10 protein-coding genes are annotated in these 12266 nt (G+C 70.7%); 2 read left to right on the top strand and 8 right to left on the bottom strand.

Annotated features, from left to right (window positions below; translation table 11 throughout):
* Nucleotides 1-10 precede the first annotated feature (10 nt).
* A complete protein-coding gene (locus tag ACMTAK_RS13945) occupies nt 11-823 on the top strand; it encodes a TetR/AcrR family transcriptional regulator (protein ID WP_413806536.1) in 813 nt (270 codons plus the stop codon).
* Here ACMTAK_RS13945 and ACMTAK_RS13940 read toward each other — a convergent pair.
* The gene (locus ACMTAK_RS13940) at nt 820-1890 is read right to left on the bottom strand and encodes an ADP-ribosylglycohydrolase family protein (protein ID WP_413806535.1); all 1071 of its coding nucleotides are present in this window, start codon (nt 1888-1890) and stop codon (nt 820-822) included. The genes ACMTAK_RS13945 and ACMTAK_RS13940 overlap by 4 nt on opposite strands.
* Nucleotides 1891-2088: 198 nt before the next feature.
* Between ACMTAK_RS13940 and ACMTAK_RS13935 the strand changes: the two genes are divergently transcribed.
* Nucleotides 2089-3222 carry a glycerate kinase gene (locus tag ACMTAK_RS13935; protein WP_413812877.1) on the top strand — a complete coding sequence of 378 codons (1134 nt, stop codon included), beginning with the start codon at nt 2089-2091 and terminating at the stop codon, nt 3220-3222.
* Nucleotides 3223-4396: 1174 nt separating this feature from the next.
* Here ACMTAK_RS13935 and pssA read toward each other — a convergent pair.
* The 7 genes from pssA to ccrA all read right to left on the bottom strand — a co-directional run bounded on the left by pssA (nt 4397) and on the right by ccrA (nt 12145).
* A complete protein-coding gene (gene pssA / locus ACMTAK_RS13930; protein ID WP_185057963.1) occupies nt 4397-5263 on the bottom strand; it encodes a CDP-diacylglycerol--serine O-phosphatidyltransferase in 867 nt (288 codons plus the stop codon).
* Complete coding sequence (locus ACMTAK_RS13925; RefSeq protein WP_044569051.1) at nt 5250-5897, bottom strand: phosphatidylserine decarboxylase; 648 nt, start codon at nt 5895-5897, stop codon at nt 5250-5252. The genes pssA and ACMTAK_RS13925 overlap by 14 nt, the downstream gene beginning before the upstream one ends.
* A gap of 180 nt (nt 5898-6077) precedes the next feature.
* Nucleotides 6078-7280: an acyl-CoA dehydrogenase family protein gene (locus tag ACMTAK_RS13920; RefSeq protein ID WP_413806534.1), complete on the bottom strand. Its 1203-nt coding sequence runs from the start codon at nt 7278-7280 to the stop codon at nt 6078-6080.
* Nucleotide 7281: 1 nt separating this feature from the next.
* The gene (locus tag ACMTAK_RS13915; RefSeq protein ID WP_044569049.1) at nt 7282-7788 is read right to left on the bottom strand and encodes a MaoC family dehydratase; all 507 of its coding nucleotides are present in this window, start codon (nt 7786-7788) and stop codon (nt 7282-7284) included.
* 3 nt (nt 7789-7791) lie between these two features.
* Entirely contained in the window at nt 7792-8772 is a 981-nt protein-coding gene (locus tag ACMTAK_RS13910; RefSeq protein WP_413806533.1) for an HpcH/HpaI aldolase/citrate lyase family protein, read from the bottom strand.
* Complete coding sequence (locus ACMTAK_RS13905; protein WP_413806532.1) at nt 8769-10787, bottom strand: protein meaA; 2019 nt, start codon at nt 10785-10787, stop codon at nt 8769-8771. The genes ACMTAK_RS13910 and ACMTAK_RS13905 overlap by 4 nt, the downstream gene beginning before the upstream one ends.
* Nucleotides 10787-12145, bottom strand: a complete 1359-nt coding sequence (gene ccrA, locus ACMTAK_RS13900; RefSeq protein ID WP_413806531.1) for a crotonyl-CoA carboxylase/reductase — start codon at nt 12143-12145, stop codon at nt 10787-10789. The genes ACMTAK_RS13905 and ccrA overlap by 1 nt, the downstream gene beginning before the upstream one ends.
* Between the last annotated feature and the right edge of the window lie 121 nt (nt 12146-12266).

Genomic DNA, 12266 nt, shown 5'->3' with positions numbered 1-12266 from the left:
CGTTGGAAGCATGGAGAGGGAGGATGTCATCGCGCCGAACGCGGGCCACGACGCACACCACGACACGGGCCACGAGGCAAACCGGGACCGTGACGGGAACCGCGACGGAAATCGCGACCGCATCGTCGCGGCCGCCGCCCGGCTGCTGTCCGACGGCGGCCCCGACGCGGTCTCGACCCGGGCGGTGAGCTCCGCGGCCGGGGTGCAGCCGCCGACCATCTACCGGCTCTTCGGCGATAAACAGGGCCTGCTCGACGCGGTCGTCGCATACGGCTTCACGGAGTACCTGAGCAGCAAGACCGCCCAGGAACCCACCGAAGACCCGGTCGAGGATCTGCGCGCCGGCTGGGATCTCCACATCGGCCTCGGCCTGGCCAACCCGGCGCTGTACTCGCTGATGTACGGCGGGCACCGCCCCGGAGTGTCCTCACCGGCCGCCGTCACCGCCTTCGAGATGCTCGCCCGGCTCATCCGGCGCATCGCCGAGGCGGGGCGGCTCGCCATCCCCGAGGAGCGCGCCGCGGCGCTGGTCCACGCGGCGGGCTGCGGTACGACGTTCACGCTCATCGCCACGCCCGAGGACCGCCGCGATCCGGAGCTGTCCCGTACCGCCCGCGAGGCGGCCATCGCGGCGATCACTACGGACGCGCCCGCCGCCGCCGAGCCCGGGCCCGTCGCGGCCGCCGTCACCCTGCGCGCCGCGCTGCCCCGGACGGACGCGCTGACCGCGCCCGAACGTGGCCTCCTGCGGGAGTGGCTGGACCGCATCGCCGATCCGGCCCACACAGTGAGCGGGCGGGCCGAAACCCCTGGCCCAAACTAGCCCGAGACCGCCAGCCGGTGCGTACGCGCCGCCAGGTCGCTGATGCGAGCCCCGTCGAAGCCGAAGACGGCGCTGCGCACCCGGTCCTCCAGCGGCTCGGTCCACTGCGCCGGGATGGCCGCCGCGCCGCACAGCACCCCCGCGACCGACCCGGCCGTGGCGCCGTTGGAGTCGGTGTCCAGGCCGCCGCGTACCGTCAGGGCGACGGTGGCCGTGAAGTCGCCCGCGCCGTAGAGCAGCCCGGCCGTGAGGACGGCGGCGTTGGGGACCACATGGATCCAGGGCAGCCCGGCGGTCTCCCGCTCGAGCTGGGCGAGCGCGTCCGCCCATGCCACGCCCGCGTCGTGCAGGGACGCGATCCGGCGTACCGTACGGGCCAGTCGGCAGCGCGGCGGGATCCGGTCCAGGGCGCTGTCGACGGCGGCGCGCGGCTCGTCCGCCGTGAACGCGGCCGCGATCAGCGCGGCCGCCCACATCGCCCCGTACACCCCGTTGCCGGTGTGGGAGAGGACGGCGTCGCGGCGGGCCATCGCGGCGGCGCGCCGCGGCTCGCCGGGGTTGACCCAGCCGTGGATATCGGCGCGGATCAGGGCGCCGATCCACTCCTGGTAGGGGTTGTCGAGGGTCGCCGTGAGCGGCGGCTTCACCCCGGCCGTGAGATTGCGGTAGGCGGCCCGCTCGGCGGTGAAGGTCTGCAGATACGGCAGCCGTAGCAGCCACACCTCGCCGACCTGCTCGGTGCTGAAACAGGGGCCGTGCGTCTCCAGCAGGTGCAGGCCGAGGACGGAGTAGTCCACGTCGTCGTCGCGGCAACTGCCGTGGATCCGGCCGCGGACGCAACTCTGCCACTCGGGGCGCAGCTCGAACTCCACCGGGTCGGGCGGCGGCTCCAGGGCGGGGAGGTAGTCGGTCAGCGGGAGGGCGTCGGCGCGGCGCAGATACCGGTCGATGCGGTCGCGGGTCCAATGCGGGCCGTTCTCGATGGGCTTGCCGAGCATGTTCCCGGCGATCCGGCCGAGCCAGCCGCCGAGGATCCGGTCCGCGAGTGCGCTCCCGCTGAGGGCCATGGGTCAGGTGTACCCATCTGAGGTGGGTGTACCGGTGCGGCCGCGCCGGATAGGGTCACAGCGGCGCGACTGCCTGGGCGAATGCGAGGGGTTACGAAGGTGACGGACGCTTCGGCGGAGGCTTCGGAGGACGCGAAGACGGAATCCGCGGCAGGGACCAGGACATGGGCGGAGGGCCAAGCGACGCCTCCGAAACGCGTGCTGATCGCCGCGGACAAGTTCAAGGGCTCGCTCACGGCGGTGGAGGTCGCCGAGCGCGTCACGGCGGGCCTGCGCCGCGGCGCGCCCAGGGGCGGCGAGGGCCTGCGGATCGCGGCGCTGCCGGTCGCCGACGGCGGGGACGGCACGGTGGACGCGGCGGTCGCTGCCGGTTTCGAACGGCGCGAGGCGCGGGTCACCGGGCCGCTGGGCGCGCCGGTGACGGCGGCGTACGCGCTGCGCGGGACCACGGCCGTGGTGGAGATGGCCGAGGCGTCCGGGCTGCGCCATCTGCCGAAGGGGGTCTTCGCGCCGCTCACCGCGACCACGTACGGCAGCGGGGAACTGCTGCGCGCGGCGCTGGACGCGGGCGCCCGCACGATCGTCTTCGGCGTGGGCGGCAGCGCCACGACGGACGGTGGCGCGGGGATGCTGAGCGCGCTGGGCGCGCGATTCCTGCGGGAGGACGGTACCCCTGTCGCACCGGGCGGGGGCCCGTTGCGCGACCTCGCGACGGCCGATCTGTCCGGCCTCGACCCGCGCCTCGCCGAGACCGAGACGGTCCTGGCCAGCGATGTCGACAATCCGCTGACCGGGCCGAAGGGCGCGGCGGCGGTCTACGGCCCGCAGAAGGGCGCGGGCGAGGACGATGTGGCGGCCTTGGACGCCGCCCTCGCCCACTACGTACGCGTCCTGGAACGCGCGGCCGGGGCTTCGGCCGCCGAGTACGCCCTCGCGCCGGGCGCGGGCGCGGCGGGCGGCATCGGCTTCGGCGCCCTCGTCGGCCTGGGCGCGGCCTTCCGCCCCGGCATCGAGGTGATGCTCGACGTCCTCGGCTTCCCCGCCGCGCTGGAGGGCACGGACCTGGTGATCACGGGGGAGGGCTCGCTGGACGAGCAGACCCTCCACGGCAAGGCCCCGGCAGGCGTCGCGGCGGCCGCCCGCGCGCGGGGCATCGAGGTGGTCGCGGTCTGCGGCCGCCTGGCCCTGGCCCCGGCGGCCCTGGGCAACGCGGGCATCCGCCGCGCCTACGTCCTCACCGACCTGGAGCCGGACCCGGCCCGCTGCATCGCTGAGGCCGGCGCCCTCCTGGAACGCGCCGCGGAACGCCTGGCGGCGGACTTCCTCGGCTGACAGCACGCCCCACCGGGGGTCTGTTCCCCACCCCGCCCCTTCCCGAATCCGGGGCTGCGCTCCGGACCCCTGCGGGGCTGTCGTGGGCTTCGCGGGGGTGGTGCCCCCGCCTTGGTTCTGTGGGTTTGGCTCTGCCGTTGGGCCGCTGGCCGGGGGTCTGTTCCCCACTCCGCCCCTTCCCGAATCCGGGGCTGTGCCCCGGACCCGTGCGGGGCTGTCGTGGGCTTCGCGGGGGCGGTGCCCCCGCCTTGGTTCCGTGGGTTTGGCTCTGCCGTTGGGCCGCTGGCCGGGGGTCTGTTCCCCACTCCGCCCCTTCCCGAATCCGGGGCTGTGCCCCGGACCCGTGCGGGGCTGTCGTGGGCTTCGCGGGGGTGGTGCCCCCGCCTTGGTTCTGTGGGTTTGGCTCTGCCGTTGGGCCGCTGGCCGGGGGTCTGTTCCCCACTCCGCCCCTTCCCGAATCCGGGGCTGTGCCCCGGACCCGTGCGGGGCTGTCGTGGGCTTCGCGGGGGCGGTGCCCCCGCCTTGGTTCTGTGGGTTTGGCTCTGCCGTTGGGCCGCTGGCCGGGGGTCTGTTCCCCACCCCGCCCTTCCCGAATCCGGGGCTGTGCCCCGGACCCCTGCGGGGCTGTCGTGGGCTTCGCGGGGGCGGTGCCCCCGCCTTGGTTCCGTGGGTTTGGCTCTGCCGTTGGGCCGCTGGCCGGGGGGCTGTTCCCCACCCCGCCCCTTCCCGAACCCGGGGGCGGACCCCCGCCCCCCCGTGGGGCTGTGCCCCGGACCCCTGCGGTCTCCGCCCCGGACTCGATGGGGCTCTGCCCCGGCCCCCATGGGGCGATGTGCCGGATTCCACGGGGGCTGCGCCCCAACCCCCGTGGGGCTTGTGCGTTGGCCCTCACGAGCTGTGCCCCGGACCCTGTGGGGCTCGTCCCGCAGGGGCTCGGGCGTCGCGGCGAGCGCCGGGGACATAGCCCTGCGGGGTTTGGGGCGGAGCCCCGGTGGGGGGCCGGGGGCTTGTCCCCGGATTCGGGAAGGGGCGGGGTGGGGAAACAAGCCCCCGCCAGGGCCACCCGGGCCGGTCGGGGGCCTCGCGGGGCCGGGGCGGCCCCGGAAAGCCGAACGGGGTGGGCCCGAGCACAACGCTCGGGCCCACCCCATCCGGCAGGTGCGGCCGCCGGCCGCTACGGCAGCTGGGCCGCCCTCGCCTCGCGGCGGTTGTCGCGGAACGCGTTCACCCGGCGGGCCGTGGCGAAGAGGGGGATCACCGCGCCCATGACGACCTGGAGGGCGCAGGCCGACTGGAGGAGGAGCTCACCACCGGGGGCCTCGAAGGCCCAGGCGGCCAGCAGGGCCATGCTGGTGACGATCCAGCCGAGCATGGCCACCGCGAGCCGGCCGCGCGGCTTGGGGTACTCCACCCGGCTCACCATCAGCCAGGCCACGCCCACGATCGCGAGCAGCGTCGGCACGAACGGCAACCCCAGCAGGACCACCGAGACGACCGTCAGGGCGCCGAAGGGGCTCGGCATGCCCTGGAAGACGCCGTCACGCAGCGTGACACAGGAGAATCTGGCAAGCCGCAGCACCACCGCCAGCAGCACCACGATCGCGCCCACCACCGAGACCCGCTGATACGCGTCGTCGGACACCATCCCCCAGACGAGGACGAAGTACGCGGGGGCCAGCCCGAAGCTGATCAGGTCGGAGAGGTTGTCCAGCTCCGCGCCCATCGCCGAGCTGCGCAGCTTCCGCGCGACGAGCCCGTCGAAGAGGTCGAAGACGGAGGCGAGCAGCATCAGCATCACCGCGGAGGCGGCGCTGTGCCGGGTCATCCCGCCGTCCTCGCTGCCCGTGAGGTGCGGGATGAGGACGCCGGTGGTGGTGAAGTAGACCGCCAGGAAGCCACACGTGGCGTTGCCCAGGGTCAGCGTGTCGGCTATCGACAGTCGCGTCGACAGCGGCATGTCGTCCGTCTCGTCGACGCAGGTCGCGTCCACCTCGGCCTCGGGGACCCAGGCGGCCTGCGTATCGGGATCAATCACGGTCAAGGCGAGTCACCCCCGCGGTGGTGGCCTGGCCGACCTCGACCGCGACATCGACTCCCTCGGGGAGGTATACGTCGACCCGCGAGCCGAAGCGGATGAGACCGATCCGCTCACCCTGTTCGACCTTCGTGCCCTGTGGCACATAAGGCACGATACGCCGGGCGACGGCGCCGGCGATCTGGACCATCTCGATGTCGCCCAGCTCGGTGTCGAAGTGCCAGACGACCCGCTCGTTGTTCTCGCTCTCCTTGTTGAACGCGGGAACGAAGCCGCCGGGGATGTGCTCCACGGAGGTCACCGTACCGGCCAGCGGAGCGCGGTTGACGTGGACGTTGAGCGGGCTCATGAAGATGGCGACGCGGGTGCGCCCGTCCTTCCACGGCATGATGCTCTGCACCACACCGTCGGCCGGGGAGATCACGCGGCCCTGCGTGATCTCTCTCTCGGGGTCGCGGAAGAACCACAGCATGCCCGCCGCGAGCGCGGTGGCGGGCACGGCGACCGCCGTCCAGCGTCCGGAGCGGCGGGACCGAGCAAGACTGACCGCCGCGGTGGCGACGGTCGGGAGGAGCCACGGCGACGCTCCGCGCGCGAGGCGGACGCGGCCGCGTTGTGCAGAGGATTGGCTGTGGGGCATGGATGACCTTCGTAGCGGAGGATGCCGCGACGCGAGACTGGGGACGGCGGCTTTACGGGATGGTATCGGTTGCGAGCGGTAACTGGGCAAGCGCCGGGGCCCGTCGGTGGCTTGTCAGTGACCGAAGACCCTCGGCGCGGTGTGACCTTCTTCTCTCGGATACCACCCCAAAAGGGACGTTCAGTCTTGGGTTCGGTATTCCTCCAGAAGCCTCCGTCCAATAATCATTTTCTGAATCTCGGCGGTCCCTTCGCCGATGAGAAGCATCGGTGCCTCTCGGTAGAGCCGCTCGATCTCGTATTCCTTGGAGAAGCCGTACCCGCCGTGGATGCGGAAGGCGTCCTCCACGACCTCTTTGCAGTACTCCGACGCCAGGTACTTCGCCATTCCCGCTTCGAGGTCGTTGCGCGCGCCCGAATCCTTCTTCCGGGCCGCATTGACCATCATCGCATGCGCCGCCTCGACCTTTGTTCCCATTTCGGCCAGTTTGAACTGGATGGCCTGGTGCTGGGCGATCGGCTTACCGAAGGTATGCCGCTGCTGTGCGTATGCGACGCCCAGCTCGAAAGCGCGCCGCGCCACACCACAGCCGCGGGCGGCGACATTCACCCGGCCGACCTCGACTCCGTCCATCATTTGGTAAAAACCTCGGTTCGGCGCTCCGCCGAGCACCCGATCGGCCGGAATGCGCAGTCCGTCCATGATGAGCTCGGTGGTGTCGACCCCCTTGTAGCCCATCTTCTCGATCTTGCCGGGGACGGTCAGACCGGGCCGGACCTCCCCGAAGCCGGGCTCCTTCTCGACCAGGAAGGTGGTCATCGCCTTGTGCGGCGCGACCCCCTCCTCGGCCTCGCCGGTCCGGCACAGGACCGCGACCAGGGTGGAGGTGCCGCCGTTGGTCAGCCACATCTTCTGCCCGGTCAGGACGTACTCGTCGCCGTCCCGCACCGCCTTGCTGGTGATGGCCGACACGTCCGAGCCCAGCCCCGGCTCGGACATCGAGAAGGCGCCCCGGATCTCGCCCAGCGCCATCTTGGGAAGGAAATACTCCCTCTGCTCCTCGGTGCCGTGCTGCTTGAGCATGTACGCCACGATGAAGTGGGTGTTGATGATGCCCGAGACGCTCATCCAGCCGCGGGCGATCTCCTCCACACACAGTGCGTAGGTGAGCAGTGACTCGCCCAGACCGCCGTATTCCTCCGGGATCATCAGCCCGAAGACGCCGAGCTCCTTCAGTCCCTCGACGATCGCCGTCGGATATTCATCGCGGTGTTCCAGCTCGGTCGCGACCGGCAGGATCTCCTTGTCGACAAAATCCCTGACCGTGGAGAGGATCTCCCGCTGGATGTCGGTCAGGCCCTCCGTCTGTGCGAGGCGGCTCATATCACTGCTCTCCCAGCTCCGGGCGGCCCGGCTGCTCGCCGCCCCGTTCCTTGATGTATGTGGCGGTCGGCACCATCACCTTGCGCCGGAAGACACAGACCAGAGTGGAGTCCTGCTTGTAGCCCTTGGTCTCCACATACACGATGCCCCGGTCGGTTTTGGACTTCGACGGCGTCTTGTCCAGGACCGTGGTCTCGCCGTAGATGGTGTCGCCGTGGAAGGTGGGCGCCACATGCCGCAGTGACTCGACCTCCAGATTGGCGATGGCCTTTCCGGAGACATCGGGGACGGACATGCCCAGCAGCAGTGAGTAGATGTAGTTGCCGACCACCACGTTCTTGCCGAAATCGGTCGTCTTCTCGGCGTAGTTGCTGTCCATGTGCAGCGGGTGGTGGTTCATGGTGAGCAGACAGAAGAGGTGGTCGTCGTACTCGGTGACCGTCTTCCCCGGCCAGTGCCGGTAGACGTCGCCCACCGTGAACTCCTCATAGGTACGGCCGAACTGCATGGCTCACGCCTCCGGGGGCTGGAAGGTGGACGTGCGGCTCATCCCGGCGGCGCGGCCCTTGCCCGCGACGACCAGGGCCATCTTGCGGCTGGCCTCGTCGATCATCTCGTCCCCGAGCATCGCCGAGCCCTTCATACCGCCCTCCGCCGAGGTGCAGTAGTCATAGGCGTCCAGGATCAGCTCGGCGTGGTCGTAGTCCTCCTGCGACGGCGAGAAGACCTCATTGGCCGCCTCCACCTGGCCGGGGTGCAGCACCCACTTGCCGTCGTAGCCGAGGGCGGCCGCGCGCCCGGCCACCTCGCGGAAGCCGTCCACGTTCCGGATCTGCAGGTACGGGCCGTCGATCGCCTGGAGGTCATGCGTGCGGGCCGCCATCAGGATCCGCATCAGGATGTAGTGATAGGCGTCCGCCGGATAGCCGGGCGGCTGCTCGCCCACGACCAGCGACTTCATGTTGATGGACGCCATGAAGTCGGCCGGGCCGAAGACGATGGTCTCGAGCCGCGGCGAGGCACCGGCGATCTCGTCCACGTTGACCAGGCCCTTGGCGTTCTCGATCTGCGCCTCGATGCCGATCCGCCCGATCTCGAAGCCCATCGTCTTCTCGATCTGGGTGAGCAGCAGGTCCAGCGCGATGACCTGCTGGGCGTCCTGCACCTTGGGCAGCATGATGCAGTCCAGGTTCGGGCCCGCGCCCTCCACCACCGTGATGACGTCCCGGTACGTCCAGTGGGTGGTCCAGTCGTTCACCCGCACCACCCGGGTCTTACCGGTCCAGTCGCCCTCGTTCAGCGCCTTGACGATGGTGTGCCGGGCGTCCTCCTTGGCCAGCGGGGCGCAGGCGTCCTCCAGGTCCAGGAAGACCTGGTCGGCCGGAAGCCCCTGGGCCTTCTCCAGGAAGCGCGGATTGGAGCCGGGGACGGCCAGGCACGAACGGCGCGGACGCAGGCGGCCGGCGGCTTCTGCGTGGTCGGGGGCGGTCATACGAGAACCTCCAGAGGGGGAAGCGTGTTCGCGGCGCGGATCTCATCGACGATACGGCCGATGATCTCCGTGATACCGAAGTCCTTGGGGGTGAAAACGGCGGCGACACCCGCGGCGCGCAGTGCGGCCGCGTCCGAGGACGGGATGATCCCGCCGACGATGACGGGAATGTCCTGGGCGCCCGCGGTGCGCATCCGCTCCAGAACGTCCGGCACCAGCTCGGCGTGCGACCCGGACAGGATGGACAGCCCGACACAGTGCACGTCCTCGGCCACGGCCGCCGAGACGATCTGCTCCGGGGTGAGCCGGATCCCCTGGTAGACCACCTCGAAACCGGCGTCCCTGGCCCGTACGGCGATCTGCTCGGCGCCGTTGCTGTGCCCGTCCAGGCCCGGCTTGCCGACCAGCAGCCGCAGCCTTCCGCCGCCCAGATCGGCCGCGGTCTTCCCGACCTTCTCGCGGACCGAGGCCAGCAGGGAGCCCGCCTCCGGGGCGACGGACAGGGGCGCGCCGCCGACCCCGGTGGGGGCACGGTATTCGCCGAAGACATCGCGCAGCGCCCAGGCCCACTCCCCGGTGGTCACGCCCGCGCGGGCACAGCGCAGGGTGGCCTCCATCAGGTTGTCGGTCCCCACGGCGGCCTTACGGAGGGCGCCGAGGGCCTCCTGGGCGGGCCCCTCGTCGCGCCGCTCGCGCCAGGTGTGCAGGGCCGAGACCACCCGTGCCTCGTTCTCCGGGTCCACCGTCATGATCGCGGTGTCGAGGTCGGCGGTGAGCGGATTGGGCTCGGTGGACTCGTAGCAGTTGACGCCGACGATCTTCTCCTCGCCCGCCTCGATCCGCGCCCGGCGCTCGGAGTGGGAGGCCACCAGCCGCGCCTTGAGATAGCCGGACTCGACGGCGGCCATCGCCCCGCCCATCTCCTGGATCCGCTCGATCTCGGCCTCGGCCTCCTCCACCAGCGTGGCGACCTTGGACTCGATCACATGGGAGCCCTCGAAGACGTCGTCGTACTCCAGCAGATCGCTCTCATGGGCGAGGACCTGCTGGATGCGCAGCGACCACTGCTGGTCCCAGGGGCGGGGCAGGCCCAGCGCCTCGTTCCAGGCCGGGAGCTGGACGGCGCGGGCGCGGGCGTCCTTGGAGAGGGTGACGGCCAGCATCTCCAGGACGATGCGCTGGACGTTGTTCTCCGGCTGGGCCTCGGTCAGGCCGAGCGAGTTCACCTGGACGCCGTAGCGGAACCGGCGGTGCTTGGGGTTCTCGATGCCGTACCGCTCGCGGGTGATCCGGTCCCAGATGCGGCCGAAGGCGCGCATCTTGCACATCTCCTCGATGAAGCGGACGCCCGCGTTCACGAAGAAGGAGATCCGGGCCACCACGTCGCCCTTACGGTCCTCGGGAACCTGGCCGGAGGCGAACACCGCGTCCAGTACGGCGACCGCCGTGGACATCGCGAAGGCGATCTCCTGCACCGGAGTGGCCCCGGCCTCCTGGAGGTGGTAACTGCAGATGTTGATCGGGTTCCACTTGGGGATGTGGTGGACCGTGTACGCGATCATGTCGGTGGTCAGCCGCAGGCTCGGGCCCGGCGGGAAGACATGCGTCCCCCGCGACAGGTACTCCTTGACGATGTCGTTCTGCGTCGTCCCCTGGAGCTTGGCGATATCGGCGCCGTGCTCCTCCGCGACGACCTGGTACAGCGCCAGCAGCCACATCGCCGTCGCGTTGATCGTCATGGAGGTGTTCATCCGCTCCAGGGGGATCTCCTGGAACAGCCGCCGCATGTCGCCCAGGTGCGAGACCGGGACCCCGACCCGGCCCACCTCGCCACGGGCGAGGATGTGGTCCGGGTCGTAGCCGGTCTGGGTGGGCAGGTCGAAGGCGACCGAGAGCCCGGTCTGGCCCTTGGCCAGGTTGCGCCGGTACAGCTCGTTGGACGCCTCGGCGGTGGAGTGCCCGGCGTACGTGCGCATCAGCCAGGGGCGGTCCTTGGGGCGGGGTGTGCCACTCATCAGACGCCCCGGTTGTGCTTGTGGTCGTCACGGAACAGGTTGATGGCGTCGATGTGCTGCTCGCGCATCGCCTGGTCGCGCACGCCCATGCCCTCTTCGGGGGCCAGGCACAGCACGCCGACCTTGCCCTGGTGGAGGTTGTGGTGGACGTCGTACGTGGCCTGGCCGGTGTCCTCCAGCCGGTACGTCTTGGACAGCGTCGGGTGGATCTTGCCCTTGGCGATCAGGCGGTTGGCCTCCCACGCCTCGCGGTAGTTGGCGAAGTGGGAGCCGACGATCCGCTTCAGCGACATCCACAGGTAGCGGTTGTCGTACTCGTGGGTGTAGCCGGAGGTCGAGGCGCAGGTGACGATCGTGCCGCCCTTACGGGTGACATAGACGGATGCGCCGAAGGTCTCCCGGCCAGGGTGCTCGAAGACGATGTCCACGTCCTCGCCGCCGGTCAGTTCGCGGATCTTCTTGCCGAACCGCTTCCACTCGCGCGGGTCCTGGGTGCCGTCGTCCTTCCAGAACTTGTAGTCCTCGGCGGTGCGGTCGATGATCGCCTCGGCGCCCATCCGCCGGCAGATCTCGGCCTTCTGCGGCGAGGAGACCACACAGACCGGGTTGGCCCCGCCGGCCAGCGCGAACTGGGTGGCGTAGGAGCCGAGCCCACCGCTCGCGCCCCAGATCAGGACGTTGTCGCCCTGCTTCATCCCGGCGCCGTTGCGGGAGACCAGCTGCCGGTAGGCGGTGGAGTTGACCAGGCCCGGGGCGGCCGCCTCCTCCCAGCTCAGATGCTGTGGCTTGGGCATCAGCTGGTTGGACTTGACCAGCGCGATCTCGGCGAGCCCGCCGAAGTTGGTCTCGAAGCCCCAGATGCGCTGCTCGGGGTCGAGCATGGTGTCGTTGTGGCCGTCGGCGCTCTCCAGCTCGACCGACAGACAGTGCGCGACGACCTCGGCGCCCGGCTTCCAGGAGTTCACACCGGGGCCGGTGCGCAGCACGACGCCCGCGAGGTCGGAGCCGATGATGTGGTACGGCAGGTCGTGCCGCTTGGCCAGCGGGGAGAGCTTGCCGTACCGCTCCAGGAAGCCGAAGGTCGGCAGCGGCTCGAAGATCGAGGTCCACACGGAGTTGTAGTTGACCGAGCTGGCCATCACGGCGACGAGCGCCTCTCCGGGGCCCAGCTCGGGCACCGGCACCTCGTCCACGTGCAGTGACTTGCGGGGGTCCTTCTCCCGGGTGGTGAGGCCCGAGAACATCTCGGCCTCGTCCTTCCGCACGGTCACCGCGCGGTACGACTCGGGGACGCGCAGTGCCGCGAACTCCTCGGGTGCTGTGTCCGACGCCAGGATCGCGTCAAGTATCTCGTTCATCGGTGCCTCCGGCGAAGCGTCCATGGGGGACGCCTGAGGGAACGCTGGGCTCGTGACGGGTGATGCTGATGCGGTGCCGTCGGTTCGGCGGAGGTGGTGCTCGATGCGGCGCGGGTGGCGC

Source organism: Streptomyces lacaronensis, from assembly GCF_047337785.1.
GTDB classification, from domain to species: Bacteria; Actinomycetota; Actinomycetes; order Streptomycetales; family Streptomycetaceae; genus Streptomyces; species Streptomyces lycopersici.
This window is presented reverse-complemented; position numbering and strand designations above follow the sequence as displayed.